15 protein-coding genes are annotated in these 18599 nt (G+C 51.0%); 5 read left to right on the top strand and 10 right to left on the bottom strand.

All coding sequences use genetic code 11. From position 1 onward, the window contains the following. Nucleotides 1-58: 58 nt before the first annotated feature. Nucleotides 59-916, bottom strand: a complete 858-nt coding sequence (locus tag LG201_RS06540; protein WP_226771353.1) for a trypsin-like serine protease — start codon at nucleotides 914-916, stop codon at nucleotides 59-61. A gap of 167 nt (nucleotides 917-1083) precedes the next feature. Between LG201_RS06540 and prfB the strand changes: the two genes are divergently transcribed. The 3 genes from prfB (at nucleotide 1084) to LG201_RS06525 (ending at nucleotide 4672) form a co-directional block, all read left to right on the top strand. Next, nucleotides 1084-2188 (top strand): peptide chain release factor 2 gene (gene prfB, locus LG201_RS06535; protein ID WP_226771352.1). Its coding sequence is split into 2 segments (ribosomal slippage): nucleotides 1084-1164 and nucleotides 1166-2188, totalling 1104 coding nucleotides; the frame shifts between segments, so codons are not numbered across the junction. Nucleotides 2189-2190: 2 nt separating this feature from the next. Continuing rightward, on the top strand, nucleotides 2191-3720 hold the full coding sequence (lysS, locus tag LG201_RS06530) for a lysine--tRNA ligase (protein ID WP_226771351.1): 1530 nt from the start codon (nucleotides 2191-2193) through the stop codon (nucleotides 3718-3720). 391 nt (nucleotides 3721-4111) lie between these two features. After that, nucleotides 4112-4672, top strand: a complete 561-nt coding sequence (locus tag LG201_RS06525; protein ID WP_226771350.1) for a bactofilin family protein — start codon at nucleotides 4112-4114, stop codon at nucleotides 4670-4672. 69 nt (nucleotides 4673-4741) lie between these two features. Here LG201_RS06525 and LG201_RS06520 read toward each other — a convergent pair whose 3' ends face one another. Together LG201_RS06520 and LG201_RS06515 are read right to left on the bottom strand one after the other, a co-directional pair. Further along, nucleotides 4742-6298 (bottom strand): SulP family inorganic anion transporter, encoded by a 1557-nt coding sequence (locus LG201_RS06520; RefSeq protein WP_226771349.1) that lies wholly within the window; start codon nucleotides 6296-6298, stop codon nucleotides 4742-4744. Between the two features lie 45 nt (nucleotides 6299-6343). Then, on the bottom strand, nucleotides 6344-7009 hold the full coding sequence (locus LG201_RS06515) for a carbonic anhydrase (protein WP_226771348.1): 666 nt from the start codon (nucleotides 7007-7009) through the stop codon (nucleotides 6344-6346). A 486-nt stretch (nucleotides 7010-7495) separates the two neighbouring features. Here LG201_RS06515 and LG201_RS06510 point away from each other — a divergent pair, with 486 nt between their 5' ends. Together LG201_RS06510 and LG201_RS06505 are read left to right on the top strand one after the other, a co-directional pair. Then, nucleotides 7496-8929, top strand: a complete 1434-nt coding sequence (locus LG201_RS06510; RefSeq protein WP_226771347.1) for a porin — start codon at nucleotides 7496-7498, stop codon at nucleotides 8927-8929. Between the two features lie 101 nt (nucleotides 8930-9030). After that, the gene (locus LG201_RS06505) at nucleotides 9031-12429 is read left to right on the top strand and encodes a bifunctional diguanylate cyclase/phosphodiesterase (RefSeq protein WP_226771346.1); all 3399 of its coding nucleotides are present in this window, start codon (nucleotides 9031-9033) and stop codon (nucleotides 12427-12429) included. Nucleotides 12430-12500: 71 nt separating this feature from the next. On the opposite strand, the gene fdx is transcribed toward LG201_RS06505, so the two are convergent. The 7 genes from fdx to LG201_RS06470 form a co-directional block, all read right to left on the bottom strand. Beyond that, the gene (gene fdx / locus LG201_RS06500; RefSeq protein WP_226771345.1) at nucleotides 12501-12842 is read right to left on the bottom strand and encodes an ISC system 2Fe-2S type ferredoxin; all 342 of its coding nucleotides are present in this window, start codon (nucleotides 12840-12842) and stop codon (nucleotides 12501-12503) included. Between the two features lie 3 nt (nucleotides 12843-12845). Next, entirely contained in the window at nucleotides 12846-14714 is a 1869-nt protein-coding gene (hscA, locus tag LG201_RS06495) for a Fe-S protein assembly chaperone HscA (protein WP_226771344.1), read from the bottom strand. Between the two features lie 15 nt (nucleotides 14715-14729). Then, nucleotides 14730-15260 (bottom strand): Fe-S protein assembly co-chaperone HscB, encoded by a 531-nt coding sequence (gene hscB, locus LG201_RS06490; RefSeq protein WP_226771343.1) that lies wholly within the window; start codon nucleotides 15258-15260, stop codon nucleotides 14730-14732. 93 nt (nucleotides 15261-15353) lie between these two features. Beyond that, nucleotides 15354-15677 (bottom strand): iron-sulfur cluster assembly protein IscA, encoded by a 324-nt coding sequence (iscA, locus tag LG201_RS06485; RefSeq protein WP_226771342.1) that lies wholly within the window; start codon nucleotides 15675-15677, stop codon nucleotides 15354-15356. Nucleotides 15678-15687: 10 nt separating this feature from the next. Next, the gene (gene iscU, locus LG201_RS06480) at nucleotides 15688-16089 is read right to left on the bottom strand and encodes a Fe-S cluster assembly scaffold IscU (RefSeq protein WP_226771341.1); all 402 of its coding nucleotides are present in this window, start codon (nucleotides 16087-16089) and stop codon (nucleotides 15688-15690) included. 122 nt (nucleotides 16090-16211) lie between these two features. Beyond that, nucleotides 16212-17432 carry an IscS subfamily cysteine desulfurase gene (locus LG201_RS06475; RefSeq protein ID WP_226771340.1) on the bottom strand — a complete coding sequence of 407 codons (1221 nt, stop codon included), beginning with the start codon at nucleotides 17430-17432 and terminating at the stop codon, nucleotides 16212-16214. A 10-nt stretch (nucleotides 17433-17442) separates the two neighbouring features. After that, entirely contained in the window at nucleotides 17443-18591 is a 1149-nt protein-coding gene (locus LG201_RS06470; RefSeq protein ID WP_226771339.1) for a cysteine desulfurase family protein, read from the bottom strand. Nucleotides 18592-18599: the final 8 nt, after the last annotated feature.

Raw genomic sequence — 18599 nt, 5'->3', positions numbered from 1 at the left:
ATTCAACCACCATGAAAGCGATCCCAATCCTGATCATCAGATCATCAAGAGAATGTTGTTATCGTAATCGGGATTGTCTCCAGCCCAGTAGCAGCATGCCTGAGATGACTAACAGTGCGCTTGCGGGTTCAGGGACGGATGTGATGGTGAGAGTGCCTGTGCTTGGTGTATTGCCCATCAGGCTGCCTGTTTCCACCCACTGCAATGATTGTTTGGGGACTTCATCCGGGTTGGTCGGCACATACCGCATCATGGTGATATCCAGCCAGTCCCGGTAGGCGGTAGGTTGTACGTAGCAGGATTTGTTGGTCATGCAAATGGCCGATGCAATGCCTCCCAGCACAGGGGATGCTGTATCGGAAGCCCCCAGATATAAGGCGCTACCACTGTCGCCGCCTTGCACTATGGGGCTGCCAGAGGCACTTTTGTCTGCCACAATCCAATGTACATAATAGCTACCAGCATAGTTATAGGCGTTTACCAGGGTAGTTTCGACATAGTGTCCGTTGCCATTGCCGCTTGCATTGGCCAGCGTCACAGTGCCGTATTGATCCACAATATTCGCTTCTATATATGTCAGGTTTAGTGGCGTAAATGGGACGTTGTCAATCGCGGTGGATAAATGCAGCAGGGCCAGGTCGTTTCCGGGGAAGTTATAGTTAGGCAGGACGAATTTCTTGTCTATCATGGCTGAGCCAGCACCTGATGAAAACAACTTGTCGGTAGTGGCTGCATGCCCGGCGGTTAATACCCAATTAGGTGCAATCAGTACGCCATCTGCGCCGCCCACAATCTGGCCTACCAGATCAAAGTCTGTGGTGGGGGTGCCGTTAAGCAAGGCATGTGCAGGCGTGGCACACGCCAGTGTTGTGATAACTACTGATGCAAGATGGAGTCGCTTGGGGGCTGAGGGCATTATTTTTCCTTGGGGGGGACTGAGTCCAATGATTGTAGGGAAAAGCCAATAGGGGGAATACATAACTGCAATCATGGGTATTGTGCGGGGGTGAGAAGGGCGAGGCTGGCACGCAGGCAATAATGTATAATTGCCTGTTTTGAATTCAGCAGGTTCGGACATTTTTCATGGAAGCGGAACAACTCAATATCATCGCCCATCGTCTTGACGATCTGGTCGAGCGTCACCAGGCCCTTCGGGGGTATCTTTGACTTCGAAACCAAGCAACAACGCTTAGAGGAAGTTTCCCAGCTGCTTGAAGATCCTAGTATATGGAACGATAACGAGCGCTCGCAGAAGCTGGGCAAAGAGCGTCGGGAGCTGGAGTTTGTCGTCAAGTCATTGCTGGATGTAGATAACGGCGTGCGTGATAGTCGTGAGCTGTTTGAGATGGCGCGCGAGGAAGATGACGACAGCACCTTGCTCAGTATCGACAGTGATACTCAGGCGCTGGAGAAAATTGTGGGGGAAATGGAGTTCCGCCGCATGTTTTCCCATCCCATGGATCCCAATAACTGCTTCCTGGATATCCAGTCTGGTTCTGGTGGTACCGAGGCCCAGGACTGGGCCTCCATGCTGTTACGCATGTATCTGCGCTATTGCGAAAACAAAGGCTTCAAGGTTGAGGTGCTGGAGGAGTCAGAGGGCGATGTCGCGGGTATCAAGAGCGCTTCGCTGAAGATTTCTGGTGATTATGCCTATGGCTTCCTGCGTACCGAGAGTGGTGTACATCGCCTGGTGCGCAAGTCGCCTTTTGACTCCGGCAATCGCCGCCATACTTCTTTTGCCAGTGTCTTTGTCTACCCCGAGGTTGATGACTCCATCGTGGTAGAGATCAACCCTGCTGATTTGCGGATTGATACCTATCGGGCCTCTGGTGCGGGTGGGCAGCACATCAACAAGACCGATTCAGCTGTGCGTATTACCCACTTGCCGACCAATACTGTCGTGCAGTGCCAGAATGACCGCTCGCAGCATCGTAACAAGGATGAGGCGATGAATATGTTGAAAGCGCAGTTGTATGCATTGGAACTGCGCAAGCGCAACGAAGAAAAGCAGGCGATGGAAGACTCCAAGACCGATATCGGCTGGGGTCACCAGATTCGCTCTTATGTACTAGACCAGTCGCGTATCAAGGATTTGCGTACCGATGTCGAAGTTGGCAATACCCAGGGCGTGCTTGATGGTGACCTAGATCCATTTATTTCTGAAAGTTTGAAGCAGGGAGTGTAAGGGTGAGCGAAGCAGAAAATTCAAAGGTGGCCAGTGAAGCGGTCCACGTGGCGCAGGATGAGAACCATGTCATTGCCGAGCGGCGCGAAAAGCTCAAGGCCATTCGTGACAAGGGTGTAGCTTTCCCCAACGATTTCAAACCAGAGCATGTCTCACAAAGTCTGCATGATCTCTATGATGCGCAGGAGGGCGAAGCCCTGGAGGCACAAGCGGTTCAGGTGGCGATTGCTGGCCGCATGATGCTCAAGCGAGTGATGGGTAAAGCCAGCTTTGCCACAGTGCAGGATAAAAGTGGTCGCATCCAGGTATTCGTCACCCGGGAAAACATTGGTGAAGAACTCTATGATGCGTTCAAGAAGTGGGACTTGGGCGATATCGTGGCGGCTCGCGGCGTATTGTTCAAGACCAAGACGGGTGAGCTTTCGGTCAAGGTGAGCGAGTTGCGCCTGTTGACCAAGTCGTTACGTCCATTGCCAGAAAAATTCCACGGCCTGGCTGATCAGGAAACCAAGTATCGTCAACGTTATGTGGACCTGATTGTTTCAGAGGAAACCCGGGCTACTTTTGTGGCGCGCAGTAAGATCGTGGCGGCTATTCGAGCTTTCATGCTGAGCCATGAGTTCCTGGAGGTGGAAACCCCGATGCTGCACCCCATTCCTGGCGGTGCTTCTGCCAAGCCGTTTATCACGCATCACAATGCGCTGGATATGCAGATGTATATGCGTATTGCCCCTGAGCTATACCTGAAGCGCCTGGTAGTGGGTGGTTTTGATCGTGTATTCGAGATCAACCGTAATTTCCGCAATGAGGGCGTCAGTGTTCGCCATAACCCGGAATTCACCATGATGGAGTTCTATGCGGCCTATACCGATTACCTGTGGCTGATGGACTTCACTGAACACTGTATCCGTGCGGCAGCGATTGCAGCCTGTGGCTCAGCCATTGTGCAATACCAAGGGCGAGAACTGGATCTGGCTAAACCATTCCAGCGTCTCACCATCGTGGGTGCGATCCAGAAATATGCGCCTGACTACACCCTGGCACAGTTAACCGATCAGGCTTTCTTGCGTCAGGAGCTGAAGAAGTTTGGTGTGGAAGCCTTTGCGCACCTTGGCTTGGGGGCGCTACAACTGGCTTTGTTTGAAGAAACCGCAGAAAGCCAGTTGTGGGAACCTACCTATATTATTGATTATCCGGTCGAAGTTTCTCCCTTGGCGCGTGCCTCGGATACAGACCCTGCCATCACTGAGCGTTATGAGTTATTTATCACCGGTCGAGAGATTGCCAATGGTTTCTCGGAGTTGAACGACGCTGAAGACCAGGCAGCACGCTTCCAGTCACAAGTGGCAGCCAAGGAAGCTGGGGATGATGAAGCCATGTATTACGATGCAGATTTCATCCGTGCGCTTGAATATGGCATGCCTCCGACTGGTGGTTGTGGCATAGGAATTGATCGCCTGGTGATGCTGCTGACGGATAGCCCTAGCATTCGAGATGTGATCCTGTTCCCGCATATGCGACCAGAACACTAAACCCCAGGCCGGATTTTCCGGCCTTTTTTATGGGAGATGCTTGAGGGTATGTTGCCTCTCGGCGACAGCCGGGTTTGACGTAGGATGATGTAACGGTGCGGGTAAAGCGAAGTTTGGCTGCTTGGCCTTATCTGGCATCTAGCTTGTCTGGGAGCGGTTGTCACTGCTTTGCCGGTGATGGTGGCGGATGCTGTATAGGCTTACCCGATACAGTATCAACGTCGTAGTTGAGCGACGATTCAGGCCGGATTCTCTTGCTGATTCTTAATTGTATTTCCTATCAGGATGATTATTAGCGATTTTTTATTGTCGGCATGAGCTTTGCTAACACCACTGAGTCTGGATTCGCTGTCATGTGAATCTGTTTTTAGTCCAGAGAGAGGTTTCCCTTATGTTAAACAAGCAAGGTCTTTTTAGTCGCAATCAAACTTCAAGCCCACATTCCAACCCAATCAGCTCCCCAGTTTCACCTGCGCCGCTGAACACCAAGTCTGAACCATCCCCAATTCCTGGCCATATGGCTGCAGTAGCCTCTGCCAGTACCCCAAAACAGGAGCCCAAGCCAGCACCCTCTGTGCATGCCGATGTGCACACTGGTAGCCGCCTGATTGTCGGGCCTGACGTTAAGCTCAAAGGCGCTGAAATTCAGGACTGCGATATCCTAGTCGTGGAAGGCCGTGTAGAAGCGACCATGGATAGCCGCGTCATCCAGATTGCTGCGGAAGGGTCTTTTTCTGGCAAGGTGGGGATTGATGTGGCAGAAGTACACGGCAATTTCGATGGTGAGCTTACGGCGCGTAGCCAGCTGATTATTCATGCCACAGGGCGTGTCAGTGGCAAGATTCGTTATGGCAAGATTTTCATTGAAGAGGGGGGTGAACTCTCAGGAGATATTGCCTCCTTATCTTCGGAAGAAAGCTCCAAGGTCAAGCGGATTCAATCGGCGTCATAAAAGCTGATAACAACCGTAAAAAAAGCCCCTGTCACAGGGGCTTTTTATTGAGGCTATATCAATGCTGCATCAGGAACCCTGAATCGCGGCATCTTCTTTGGAGTGATATTTGCTGATCAGGCTATCCCACTCTATGGTGACTTTGCCGCCGGTCAGTTCATATTGCTTCTGCCAGCCATTCAGCAACTCGATGCAGGCATGGTCGATATACTCAAGATGCTCAAACTGCACATGGATATCGCGCCCTGTTTCCAGTTTGTCCAGCACTGCCACCAGTTTAGGAATACCCAGCAGGGTCGCCGAGCCTTTGAGGTGCAGGATGGTTTTATTGGCGGCTTGATGTTCTGCCTTGATCGAGACATGGGCAAACACATAGAGAAGCTTGGCAATCGACAAGGCTAAACCAGTGATAACACCTGCCAGCAGATTGAAGCTGACGATGGTGATAATGGTGATGATATAGATCGCCAGTTCAGGTTTGCCGTAAACCAGCAGTTGCTTGGCTACCTTGGGGTAAGCCAGCTTGTAGCCTGTATATACCAGCACGGCAGCCAGAGTGGCGACCGGGATGTACTCAAGCGTGAACAGGAACACACTGATAAATAACAACAGCCATAAGCCGTGCATGATGGTCGAGGCACGGCTGGTGGCACCTGCTTCAACGTTGGCGCTGGATCGTACAATCACCCCCGTCATCGGCAACGCGCTGAGAAAGCCGCAAATTGTGTTACCAATACCTTGAGCCATCAACTCTTTATCATACTTGGTGCGGGCGCCTTGATGCATCTGGTCAACGGCAGCGCATGACAGCAAGGATTCTGCACTGGCAATAAATGCCAGGGACAGTACTGCCACGATTACGCCACCAGTCATGGATGACTGAGCAATTCCCAGTGTCGGTGTGACGATGGTGCCCAGAATGTTCTGCAGGTTGGTAGGGCCATCAAACAGGTCTGTCAGATACTTGATATCAAAGTTGAACAGATTGGCAACGATGACAGACAGGACTACACCTATCAGGGCGCCAGGGATCAGCTTCAGCTTGGTTGGTGCATATTTTGTCCAGAGCACGATCGATGTGATGGTCAGCAGGCCGATCGAGGCTGCGTAAATGTTGCCGCCATGCACTTCAAATGTTTCGATCAATGCATTGGGGATATCCATCAGGTTCTTGATACCGTTGGAGAGGGGATCCCTGTCCAGCATGATATGAAATTGTGAACCTATGATGAGCACACCAATACCGCCCAGCATGCCGTGAATTACCGCGGGGGAAATGGCACGGAACCAGACACCGAGCTTGAACACGCCAGCCAGTACTTGTACCAAGCCTGCCAGCAAGACGATCATGCCATAGATGGCAATGCCATACTCAGCCACAATATCGGCGACAATCACGACCAGGCCTGCCGCTGGGCCGCTGACGGTTAATGGCGAGCCGGAGATGCTGCCTACAATCAGGCCACCAATAATCCCGGTGATAATGCCTGCAGTGGGAGGAAGCCCAGACGCGATAGCAATACCCAAACAAAGTGGTACTGCTACCAGGAATACAACAATGGAGGCAAAAAAATCCTTGCTAAAACTACCCTTCGGAACTGAAGGCGCGACGGTTTGGCTTGTCATTGCAATGAAATCCTGAAATTAATAATTAAGCTGATGTCAGCTTGCTCAGTTTTGAACAAGTGGATGATCCGCATTGAATATCTGGTATTGGTCAGGAAAACTTACCTGAGCCGTCTGAAGATCATAAACACCGCCAACAATGCCGATTTCACCGCGGTTAAGCAGATCGCGCAGTATTTCGCTTGAGTTCCAGATGGTATCAATTTGCGTTTTTACGTTGAGGTCGCACACATGCTCCACAAACGTGACATTTTCTGAGGTACGGTTTTCTTTGACGGTTTTTTCTGCTTCCACGGCAGGAAAAATCATCTTGGTGATTTCACCAATATGTCCGCCGGAAAAGCCATCACAAGCGGCTTTGATTGCGCCGCAACCACTATGGCCCAGCACCACGATGAGCTTGCTGCCCAGATATTTGCATGAGTATTCCAGGCTGCCGATGGCTTTTCTGGATGCGATATTGCCTGCCAGGCGCACACTGAATAGATCTCCCAACCCCTGGTCGAAAATCAGTTCAGTTGAGGTACGGGAATCGCTGCAACTTAAGATGGCAGCAAAAGGATGCTGCTTGTCCTTGGTGATGTTGACGACATTCAACAGGTCTCGATGCGCCGAAATATTCTGAGTAAAACGTTCATTACCTTCCAGCAAGATGGCCAATGCTTCTTGTGGAGACATTTTTTCGCGGTCTTTGAGTGGGTGTTTATACATATATTGGATTACCCCAGTTAGTTAAAATCAAATTGATGTTTAGGTGATTTAATCAGATTCAGTCTTAAAAACAGACATGGATGCAATTATTTTGTTCCGTATAAATATGATTATTATAGATAATTTTTTATGTTTTGATAAAAATCAATTTGTTAAAGAATGTAAGTTTTTGCAAGTAAATGGAAAAAATTGCACCGTATCATGCAGTTAAATCATGAAGATTTGATGAAAATAATCCAAAGTTTTTTTAATTCATAGTTCTTTCTTGGTATTTGCCAGATTCTGTTTGTCACAAAGTTGTCATTTTTCATACATAAGATAGTCACATTGCATGCACATACTGCACGCCATACCACTATGAGCAGGTCAATAACCTGACGTGGTTGATGTTGGTGGCGATAGCTGCCAAGCATGGGAGGTATCAATACAGGTTGATGCCGAATTTATCAGTGCATTATTAAAGTGATTGTGATGACAACAGGGACAATGAACATAAACGCAGCTGTAATGGCCGCTTTGCTGACCATGGCGTCTGCCACTGCAATGGCAGATTCTTCACAAACTCTGGAATTGTATGTGGATTCCAATACCAAACAGATTTTCTCCGAGCCTGGCGCTAACCGGGTGAAGATGGGCACATTTAAATCAGTCGATGCATCCGCTGCAGGCGCACCTAACGATAATGCCGCTGGCATTGACCTGGTTGAAATGAAGCAGAATCTGGAGCTGAAACAGCGTGAGCTGGAAGACAAGCTGGACAAGATCGCCATGGGACCTGCGCCAAAGCCAGCCAGCAAGAATTGGTCGGACACTATGAAGGTGCGTGGTTATGTGCAAATTCGTAGCAACCCGGTTATTGGTGGCGACAGGGAAATTGCCCACCAGGGTGACCGCTCCATCGGTGAGAATACCAACTTCATGATCCGCCGTATGCGCCTGATTTTCTCGGGTGATATTGGTGAACGCCTGTCCTATTACATCCAGCCTGACTTTGCCAGCCGCACTGGCAGCGCTGACAATACCGGCAATATTGCCCAGTTGCGCGATGCTTATGGTGACATTTACCTGACCAAGGATCGTGTGCACCGTTTGCGCGTTGGTCAATCCAAGATTCCGTACAGCTTTGAGAATCTGCAGTCTAGCCAGAACCGTATTGCTCTGGATCGTAACGATGCCTTGAACAGTTGCTGTAAGGACGAGCGTGACCTGGGTGCTTTCTACTACTGGACTCCGGTAGACAAGCAGGAAATGTTCAAGTATCTGGTGGATAGTGGCCTCAAGGGTTCGGGCAACTATGGTGTGTTTGCCTTCGGTGCTTACAATGGTACCGGTGCCAACCGTTCCGAAAACAATGACAATTTGCATTTGGTATCACGTTTTACCTATCCGGTTAAGTTCGAAAATGGCCAGATATTTGAAGCCGGTATCCAGGCGATTTCCGGGACTTTCAAGCCTAGTACAAGCACGCCTACTGGGGGAGATGCAACGTTTCCGAAGAAAGATGGGTTTAAGGATCAGCGTGTAGGTGTACATGCTGTGCTCTACCCACAACCTTTTGGCTTGCAGGCGGAGTGGAACTGGGGACGTGGTCCTGAGTTGAATGATGCCGGTACGAGAATCGAGGAAAAGTCTCTGAATGGTGGTTATGTCCAGGCAATGTATCGTATCAAGGACTTCTACGGCCATGGTGTGATGATTCCGTTTGTGAAGTGGCAGTACTTTGACGGTGCACAGAAGTTCGAGACCAATGCACCTAAGAACCATGTTAATGATTGGGAAGCGGGTTTTGAGTGGCAGCCAGTGCCTGAAATTGAATTTACGGCGTATTACTCGAAGCTGGATCGTAACAATCTCTCCACAAGGCCTTACTCCAAGTACGATTCGGATGTCTTGCGCATGCAGTTGCAGTACAACTTCTAGCATTATTTGCAGCGCATTCCCAGCCCGCCTAGCGCGGGCTTTTTTATTTGCATTGAAGATTGATGCGCGATGTAGGACTTTGCTAATACAATATCTGAATTATGTATATATCCAGCCACCAGCCTGCCGCCAAGAGTAGGCCGATACGGTATTTCCTGACGATTGCGCTTATTGGCCTCTGCTATTTCGCCTTGGCGCAGAGCGCAATTCAATTTGGCGTGCCGGAAACTATCGCTACCTTTATCTGGCCGCCAGCCGGGTTTGCTCTGGCAACGCTCATCATCGGCGGCAATCGACTTCTGCCAGGCCTGCTCATAGGTGCTTTGTTTGCTGAATTTAGCGTAGGCCTGCCTCTGATTGTCGCGGTGACCATCGCCATAGGCAATATCGCCAGTGCCTGGTTGGCCAATTATCTTTTAAAGCATGTGATGCAGTTTGATCCGGCCATGACGCGTTTACGGGATCTCCTGGCGGTCATGTGCCTGAGCGCATTATTCAGCCCGGTATTAGGTGCCACCGTGGCATTGTCCAGCTTGTTTCTGGCAGATATGGTGCATGCTGCTGCATTGTTTGATGTCTGGTTGCAGTGGTGGATGGGCGATGCCTTGAGCATTATCCTGTTTACCCCTGCCATCCTTGCCTGTTTTTACTACGAGCCGATTCAATGGAGCAGGGCCAAGATTACTGAGGCCATCATATTCCTGGTGATTCTGGTGGTGATTGGTGCGTTTGCGTTTACCGGCGTATGGCTCGACTCCCTGCTGGCGCTCGAAGCAAAAGCATTCCTAGTCTTTCCTCTGGTGATCTGGGCTGCTTTGAGTTTTCATCAGCGAGGAGCTGCCATTGCCTCTTTGTTTATTTCAATCACGGCCCTCTGGGTGGTGGCAGGCTATCAGGGCTATTTCAGTATGCAGATGGCCAATACTGATCTGCTGAATTACTGGCTGTTTGTTCTGGTCACGGTATCGACTGGAGTTGGCTTGTCGGGGTTGAATGTCGGCAGGCTACGTGTTGATACCAGGCTCAAGAACCAGTTGGGACTGTATAACGCACTTATCAATGCTCAGTCTGACGCGGGTGAAGGTGTCGTGGTGATTGAGCACGGAAAAATTGCGTATGCCAATGAAGCCGTATGGAAAATTGGAGGCTATGACGCCCGTGATATTCCCCTGGGGTCGGATTTCCTCAATTTGATCCATCCAATGGATAGGGAGCGTGTAGCACAACAATATCACGTGAGAATGCAGGGCCTTGAAAGTCCCAGCCGCTATGAGGCAATGGGTATCAGCAAGTCCGGTAAACCTATACCGATTGAGGTGGCAGCTGCCAATTACCGCGATGGTAGTGAAAAAGTGGTGGTGCTGATTATTGATATCAGTAGCCGTAAACAGGCTGAAACTGCCCTACTGCAAAGCCAGACGGAATATCGTGAGCTGGTTGAATCGGTGCAGGCTATTGTGTGGCGTGCTACGCCTGAAGGCGTCTTCACCTTTGTTAGCCAGGAGGCGGAAGTATTGATGGGCTATCCGCTTGCAGACTGGACACGAAGTGACACATTCTGGAATGACACCATTCATCCAGATGACCGCGATTGGGTGGTTGAGTTTTGCCGCGCAGAATCTGCCCAGCTTAAGAGCCATGTGTTCGACTACCGCATGATTGCAGCAGATGGCCGTACGGTCTGGGTCCAGGATATGGTGCGGGTGATTCCCAATCGATTTGGCAAGCCCCAGGAGTTGGTGGGGGTGATGCTGGATATCACTGCTCGTAAGGCTGGCGAGGCCAGCCTGAGATTATCCAAACAGGTGTTTGAAAACACGGCCGAAGGTATCCTGATTGCTGACAGCAACCGGGATATCCTCGACGTCAACCAGGCCTATCTTGATATCACTGGCTATGAGCGGGATGAAACGATAGGTACGCATTTGCGCTTGCTCGATGAGATCGGAGGAGAGGACGATGAGCCGATTGGCAGCATTGTAGAACTCAAGGGCAAGTGGATGGGAGAAATCCTGGCCCGCAAGAAGAGCGGCGAGTATTACCCCGAATGGGTCTCCATTAGCACGCTGTACGATAGCAACGGCATCTTGCAGAACTATGTTGCCGTGTTGAGCGACATTAGCCAGCGTAAACAGTCGGAAGAGCGGCTGCAGTTCCTGGCGACGCATGATGCGCTGACCGGTTTGCCCAATCGCTCACTGTTGCAGGAGCGTGTGGAATTAGCCTTGCTGCGTGCGCAACGATATCAGAATCGGGTTGGCGTCCTGTTTATCGACCTTGATCGTTTCAAGATCATCAATGATACGTTGGGGCACCAGGCGGGTGATATGTTGCTGCAAGAAACCGCCAAGCGTCTCAAGGATTGCTTGCGGCTCACCGATACGGTTGCGCGACAGGGGGGTGATGAGTTTGTGGTGTTGCTTGAAGATTTTACCGAGAGTCAATATTTGAGTGGAGTTGCCCGCAAGATCATGAATACGCTGGCGCAGCCTTTTATTTTGATGAATCAGGAGTTGTATATCAGCGCCAGTATCGGGATCAGCGTTTATCCCGAAGATGGGGTGGATATCTTCTCGCTGCTGAAAAATGCAGATATGGCCATGTATAAGGCCAAGGATGATGGCAAGAATACCTTCCATTTTTATTCAGCCGATAGCAATACACATAGTGTGGATCGCCTGATCCTGGAAAATAACTTGCGCCGTGCCATGGAGCGCGAGGAATTTACGTTGTTGTATCAGGCCAAGCTTGATGTGCACGGGCAATATATTGTCGGTGCTGAGGCGTTGATACGTTGGAACAGTGCAGAGCTGGGGACTATTTCTCCCCAGGATTTCATTCCGATTGCCGAGGAAACGGGACTGATTATTGAGATTGGGGCGTGGGTGATTAACCAGGCCTGTAAAGATGCTTATCAATGGCAGTCTATTGCAGGCAGGCCGATCCGGGTGGGTGTCAACCTGTCAGCGCGTCAGTTCCGTGAAGACAGCCTGCGTGAGGTGATTAGTGAGGCCTTGATGGATACCGGGCTGACTGCGGATTGCCTGGAGCTTGAGATTACCGAGAGCATGATCATGCAGAATGCTGAGCATGCCAGTGAGATTCTGCAGCATTTCCGCGATCTGGGAACGCATGTGTTGATTGATGACTTTGGCACCGGCTATTCATCGCTGGCCTACCTCAAGCATTTTCCGATTGACTCGCTCAAGATTGATCGGTCGTTTGTACGCGATGTGCCTCAGGATAGCGATGATGCGGCGATTACACAGGCCATTATTGCGATGGCCCATAGTCTTAAAATCAAGGTGGTGGCTGAAGGCGTGGAGAATCAGGCGCAACTTGAGTTTCTGCGTGCGCAGTCTTGTGATCAGTTACAAGGATATATCTTTAGCCGTCCTTTACCGGCAGCAGATTTTGCCGGCATGTTGCGCTTTGATACTGCCAAACGGGCTGGACGTACCTATATCAAGGATATGCAGCTGGAGTTAAGTCAGGCATAACAACACTTGGTTGATAATCTGTATGGTATGCACATCCATCACCTGGTGGATGCTATGCTGTTTTCACCCTACTAGTGTGGCGGTTCTTTGGCCAGGTTCAGTGAGTAGATCGGGATTTCAACCACGATGTCCTCTTTGCCCACAATGGCCTGGCATGACAATCGTGAATTCGCTCTCAAGCCCCATGCCTGATCCAGCATGTCCTCTTCATTCTCATCAGGTTCAGGCATGGAGTTGTAACCTTCCTTGATCAACACATGACAGGTACTGCAGGCGCAGACCCCACCACAGGCATTCTCTATTTCAATATGCTGCTTGTGCAGGTTATGGCAGATGGAGCGGTCGGATTGTGCCTCAAAGGTCTTGCCTTCCGGACATAGCTCAGGATGGGGGAGTACAGTAATTTTTGCCATGACCTAGATTTCCAGTGTATTGAGCGTTTGTCCTGCCAGCGCCTGACTGACTGAGGCATCCATGCGGCGTGCCGCAAAAATTTCGGTGGCGTGGTTCAGGCTTTCTACGGCCTTGTGTATCACTGTGCTGTCTTCTGCCGAGGCTAGTGCGCGCAGCTTGGACATTTCAGAGACGATGGCCTGTTTTTCTTCGGTGCTGAGCAAGGTATCACCATCTTTGACCAGCGCGGCGTCGATCGCCTCCAGCAAGCGTGCAGCATCTACCCTGGCTTCTGCCAGGGCCCGGGCTTCCTTATCTGCAGCGGCAGAGCTGAATGATGACTGCAACATGCCAATGATGGCGTCTTCACTCAATCCGTAAGACGGTTTCACCACAATATTCGCTTCCACGTCGCTGGTTTGCTCGCGTGCAGAGACGGACAGCAGGCCATCTGCATCCACCTGGAAAGTCACGCGAATGCGCGCAGCCCCGGCTGCCATCGGAGGAATGCCGCGTAATTCAAACTGACCAAGTGATCTACAGTCGGTAACCAGTTCGCGTTCACCTTGCAGCACATGGATGCTCATGGCGGTTTGACCATCCTTGAACGTGGTGAAGTCCTGCGCACGGGCGAGTGGCAACGTAGCGTTGCGTGGAATCACTTTTTCCACCAAGCCGCCCATGGTTTCCAAACCTAGGGATAGTGGGATGACATCCAGCAGAAGCAAGTCATCATCGCTACGGTTACCGGCCAGCACATTAGCCTGTATGGCCGCTCCCAGGGCGACTACTTTGTCAGGATCAAGGTTGGTCAGTGGTTCCTGCCCAAAAAACTGCGACACTGCCTGGCGGATTTGAGGCATGCGCGTCGCACCCCCGACCATGACGATGCCCTTGATCTCGCTGATATCCAGTTGTGCATCGCGTAAAGCCTTACGAACCGGCGTTAGGGTGCGCTGGATCAATTGTTTGCTCAAGTCCTGGAAAGTCTGCTGGCTTAAACTCAGATTGATCAATGCGCCATCGCTGAGTAAGGCCGTGATGCTGGCGCTTGCGTGCTCCGTGAGCCACTCTTTGGCTTCACGTGCCTTGGTCAACAGTAGACGCGTGTCAGCTGGGTTCAGTAATTGCGTGCCGGATTGCTCCAGTATCCAGCAGAAAATACGCCGGTCGAAGTCATCGCCGCCGAGCGCAGAGTCGCCATTGGTGGATAGCACTTCAAATACACCTTTGGACAGGCGCAGGATGGAGACATCAAATGTGCCGCCACCCAGATCATAAATAATGTAAATACCTTCGGACGCGTTATCAAGCCCATAAGCGACAGCCGCAGCAGTAGGCTCGTTCAGCAGACGTAGCACATTCAGGCCAGCCAGCCTGGCTGCATCCTTGGTGGCTTGTCGCTGGGCATCATCAAAGTAAGCGGGCACGGTAATCACCACCCCTGTCAATTCGCCACCCAGGGCTTTTTCTGCGCGTGATTTGAGACTTTTTAAAATCTCCGCCGAAATTTCCACCGGACTCTTGATCCCGGCCCGTGTTTCCACCTGTACCATACCTGGCGCCTCTACAAAGCGGTAAGGCAAGTGGCTGGTGTCGCCTATATCCTTGAGGCCGCGACCTAGAAAGCGTTTGGCCGAGACGATGGTATTGTGCGGGTCCAGGCTCTGTTGCAACTGCGCTGCGTAGCCAACCTCAACCTTGCCTGCTTCAAGGTAATGCACCACAGAGGGCAGCAGGGCATGTCCTTGTTCGTCCAGCAGTACCGTGCTCTGGCCGCTACGAATGGTGGCCACCAGTGAGTTGGTCGTTCCCAGGTCTATTCCCACCGCCAGCCTGTGCTGGTGGGGAGCCGTGCTCATTCCGGGTTCTGATATTTGTAATAAGGCCATGATCTTGTCTTGGGGCTAGTCTTCTAGCCTGGTGATTTCGTGTTCCACATCGTGACGTATCTTGTCGATGAAGCTGAGCTTGCGCACTATCTCGGCAGCAGTTTGCCAGGCCTGTTCCTGATCCAGTGCTATTTGCAGTCCGGCTTGCAGTTCTGCTGCCTTACCGCGCATTTCCTGAAGTAGGGCATCCAGTGTGCTGATGTCTTGGTCATGGCTGGCATCTGCCATTTGTTCACGCCATTCCATTTGCAACATAAGAAACTCAGTGGGCATCGCCGTGTTATTTTCTTCCTCAGTATCCACACCTTGCAATTGCAGTAGATAGCGTGCCCGTGCCGTGGGGTTTTTTAATGTGCGATAGGCTTCGTTTGCCTGAGTGGCCCATTGCATGGACTGCATACGTTCTGTCGATGACCCAGCCGCAAACCGGTCCGGATGTACTTCAGCCTGTATTGTGCGGTAGCTTTGGTCGAGCACCGTCTGATCGATAGCAAACCGAGGGGCAAGGCCTAGCAACTCAAAATGGTTTTTAAGGAAATTGGACACAATCTGCGGTTCAGTCTAGGGAAAAGGGCTGACTCTTGGCCGCAAAAGCCTCAGCAATGGCAGCCAGGATAAAACGGGTGGCGAGCTTGTGCACTACACCGTGAAGCTTTCGCCGCAGCCGCATTCATCCTTGACGTTCGGGTTGTTGAACTTGAACCCCTCGTTCAACCCTTCTTTGGCGAAATCCAACTCAGTGCCATCGATATAAGCGAGGCTCTTTGGGTCCACAATGACATTAACACCGTGGCTTTCAAAGATCATATCTTCGGTATTAGATTCATCCACAAATTCAAGGGTGTACGCCATGCCTGAGCAGCCGGTGGTCTTGACGCCCAAGCGCAGGCCTATGCCCTTGCCACGATTGGCAAGAAAAGTCTGTACCCGCTTGGCTGCAGTTTGAGTCAGAGTAATTGCCATGATTCCAGCCTTAAGCTACCTGCTCGTCCCTGATACCCTGCTTGGCCTTAAGATCAGCCACTGCAGCACGGATGGCGTCTTCTGCCAATACTGAGCAATGGATCTTGACCGGAGGTAATGCAAGTTCTTCAGCGATATCGGAGTTCTTGATCTCCATAACCTGATCCAGGGATTTACCCTTGATCCATTCTGTTACCAGTGAGCTTGAAGCAATTGCAGAACCGCAACCATAGGTCTTGAACTTGGCATCTTCAATAATGCCGCTTTCATTCACCTTGATCTGTAATTTCATGACATCGCCACAAGCAGGCGCGCCTACCATGCCGGTACCCACTGTTGGATCATTCTTGTCCATAGAACCCACATTACGGGGGTTTTCATAGTGATCTAGTACTTTGTCTGAATAAGCCATTTTTCACTCCTAAAAATATGCAAAACATGCTGCTATTTCAATGTCGTGATGAAAAAATTCATCTACTGGCATGTTTTGCAAGGTATTCCGTAAGCACACAAGTGTGTGCCGCTTGTTGATTGCTAATGTTCTGCTGCCCACTCCACGGTGCTGAGGTCAACACCATCCAGATGCATCTCCCACAATGGGGATAGCTCCCTCAATTTGTCGATCTTGCCCTTCATCAGGGCAATGGTGTAATTAATATCTTCTTCCGTCGTGAAGCGGCCGATGGAGAAACGAATTGAGCTATGTGCCAGTTCATCGGACCGGCCTAGTGCACGGAGCACATAGGAAGGCTCGAGGCTGGCAGAAGTACAAGCGGAACCGCTGGATACCGCAATATCCTTGACCGCCATAATCAGTGATTCGCCTTCAACAAAGTTGAAGCTGATGTTCAGGTTGTGCGCAACACGTTGCTCCATATCGCCATTCACATAGACTTCATCTATGTCTTCCAGGCCCTTGAGCAGACGATCACGCAATTGGCGGACGCGTACATTCTCGGTGTCCATTTCTTCGCGCGCAATACGGAAAGCTTCCCCCATACCAACGATTTGATGGGTGGCCAGAGTGCCGGAGCGCATACCACGTTCATGCCCACCACCATGCATCTGTGCTTCAATGCGGACGCGGGGTTTACGGCGAACATACAGTGCGCCTATGCCTTTGGGGCCATAAGTTTTATGCGCAGAGAAGCTCATGAGATCGACAGGCAGTTTTTCCAGGTCGATATGTACTTTGCCAGTAGCCTGTGCAGCATCCACGTGGAAAATAATGCCGCGCTCACGGCAGATATTACCTAGCGCTACAATGTCTTGAATCACGCCAATTTCATTGTTGACCAGCATGACAGAGGCTACCACGGTATCAGGGCGCAGGGCGGTCTTGAATTTCTCCAGATCTACCAAGCCGTTAGGCTCTGGTGTCAAATAAGTAGCTTCATAACCCACTCGTTCCAGCTCGCGCACTGTGTCAATCACAGCTTTATGCTCAGTTTGCACGGTGACGATATGCTTGCCTTTAGAGCCGCTATAAAAGTTGGCAGCGCCTTTAATCGCGAGATTGTTGGACTCAGTGGCGCCAGATGTCCAGACAATTTCACGTGGATCTGCATTGACCAGTTTGGCAACTTCTTCGCGTGCATTTTCCACGGCTTTTTCTGCGGTCCAGCCGAAAGCATGGCTGCGTGAAGCCGGATTGCCGAAATGCTCGGTCAGATAAGGGATCATCTTTTCCGCTACCCGTGGATCTATCGGGGTAGTGGCTGAATAATCCAGGTAAATTGGCGTACGTACTGTCATATCAACTTTCTTAAACTGCTATCGCAGTTAATTTTCTCAATCTCGATAATTCATGGTGCAGTGTGTGCAGAAAGGCATCTACTTCCTCTGCAGTATTGTGACTGCCGAAGCTAACTCTTACTGCACCGCGTGCCAGGTCTGGATCTACACCCATTGCCAGTAACACATGACTGGGTTCGGTGCTGTCGCTGGAGCAGGCTGACCCACTGGCGACGGCAAATCCTTGACGATCCAGTGCCATGACCAGTGTTTCACCTTCTATTCCGCCAAACGCAAAGAAACTGGTATTGGGCAGGCGTTCTACCGCTGCACCGAACACGGTGGCATCCAATTGCTTAAGGCCATGCTCAAGTCTGTCACGCAGTGTTCTGAGCTTGCTCGTGCGCTGCTGGATGTCATGGCTGGCGATTGCACATGCCGCGCCAAATCCAACAATCGCGGCAATGTTTTCACTGCCACTGCGCAACCCTTTTTCTTGACCGCCGCCATATAGCAGGGGCCGGATATCAATGCGTTTGTCCAGAATCAGTGCGCCTGCACCCTGTGGGCCATTGATCTTGTGGGATGACAGACTCATCGCGTGAATATTCAGATCAACAAAGTCGACATTGATTTTACCCAAGGCCTGCACGGCATCCGTATGCATATAAGTCTTGTGCCCTCTGGCGATTTCACCCAGGGCCGCAATGTCCTGAATCACACCGGTTTCATTATTGGCGAGCATCACCGACACAATGTCAGCTCTCTCTTCCAATATGGCGGCTAACGCCGCTTTTTCAATCTGCCCATCACGATTGCTGGCAATCTTTGCTACTTTCCAGTTCTGCCATGCCAGGGCCTGCGCAGGCTTGGTGACGGCAGGGTGTTCTATGCTACTGATGGCAATGCGACCTGATGTCTGAGTGTTGCCAACACCGCTGATGGCAAGATTGTCTGCTTCTGTGCCACTGCCAGTAAATACCACCTGGGAAGGATGCGCTCCCACAGCGTCTGCTACCTGCTCCCTGGCTTGATCTATGGCATTGCGGGCCGCGCGACCGAATATATGGCGACTGGTGGCATTGCCCTGCTGTCCGGATAAATATGGCAACATCGCCTGCAGCACTCTGGGTTCCAGTGCGGTGGTGCCATTGTTATCAAGATAGACAGCGCTACTCATGGTGTTGG

The organism is Methylobacillus gramineus, from assembly GCF_020532675.1.
GTDB classification, from domain to species: Bacteria; Pseudomonadota; Gammaproteobacteria; order Burkholderiales; family Methylophilaceae; genus Methylobacillus; species Methylobacillus gramineus.
Note: the sequence above shows the minus strand (reverse complement) of the source record. Positions and strands in the feature narration are given on the sequence as shown.

Coding starts and splice junctions, on each gene's coding strand:
- fdx (WP_226771345.1), bottom strand. CDS start 12,842: ATGGCAAAAATTACTGTACTCCCCCATCCTGAGCTATGTCCGGAAGGC.
- LG201_RS06540 (WP_226771353.1), bottom strand. CDS start 916: ATGCCCTCAGCCCCCAAGCGACTCCATCTTGCATCAGTAGTTATCACA.
- LG201_RS06505 (WP_226771346.1), top strand. CDS start 9,031: ATGTATATATCCAGCCACCAGCCTGCCGCCAAGAGTAGGCCGATACGG.
- iscA (WP_226771342.1), bottom strand. CDS start 15,677: ATGGCAATTACTCTGACTCAAACTGCAGCCAAGCGGGTACAGACTTTT.
- LG201_RS06470 (WP_226771339.1), bottom strand. CDS start 18,591: ATGAGTAGCGCTGTCTATCTTGATAACAATGGCACCACCGCACTGGAA.
- iscU (WP_226771341.1), bottom strand. CDS start 16,089: ATGGCTTATTCAGACAAAGTACTAGATCACTATGAAAACCCCCGTAAT.
- LG201_RS06475 (WP_226771340.1), bottom strand. CDS start 17,432: ATGACAGTACGTACGCCAATTTACCTGGATTATTCAGCCACTACCCCG.
- LG201_RS06525 (WP_226771350.1), top strand. CDS start 4,112: ATGTTAAACAAGCAAGGTCTTTTTAGTCGCAATCAAACTTCAAGCCCA.
- LG201_RS06515 (WP_226771348.1), bottom strand. CDS start 7,009: ATGTATAAACACCCACTCAAAGACCGCGAAAAAATGTCTCCACAAGAA.
- LG201_RS06520 (WP_226771349.1), bottom strand. CDS start 6,298: ATGACAAGCCAAACCGTCGCGCCTTCAGTTCCGAAGGGTAGTTTTAGC.
- hscA (WP_226771344.1), bottom strand. CDS start 14,714: ATGGCCTTATTACAAATATCAGAACCCGGAATGAGCACGGCTCCCCAC.
- LG201_RS06510 (WP_226771347.1), top strand. CDS start 7,496: ATGAACATAAACGCAGCTGTAATGGCCGCTTTGCTGACCATGGCGTCT.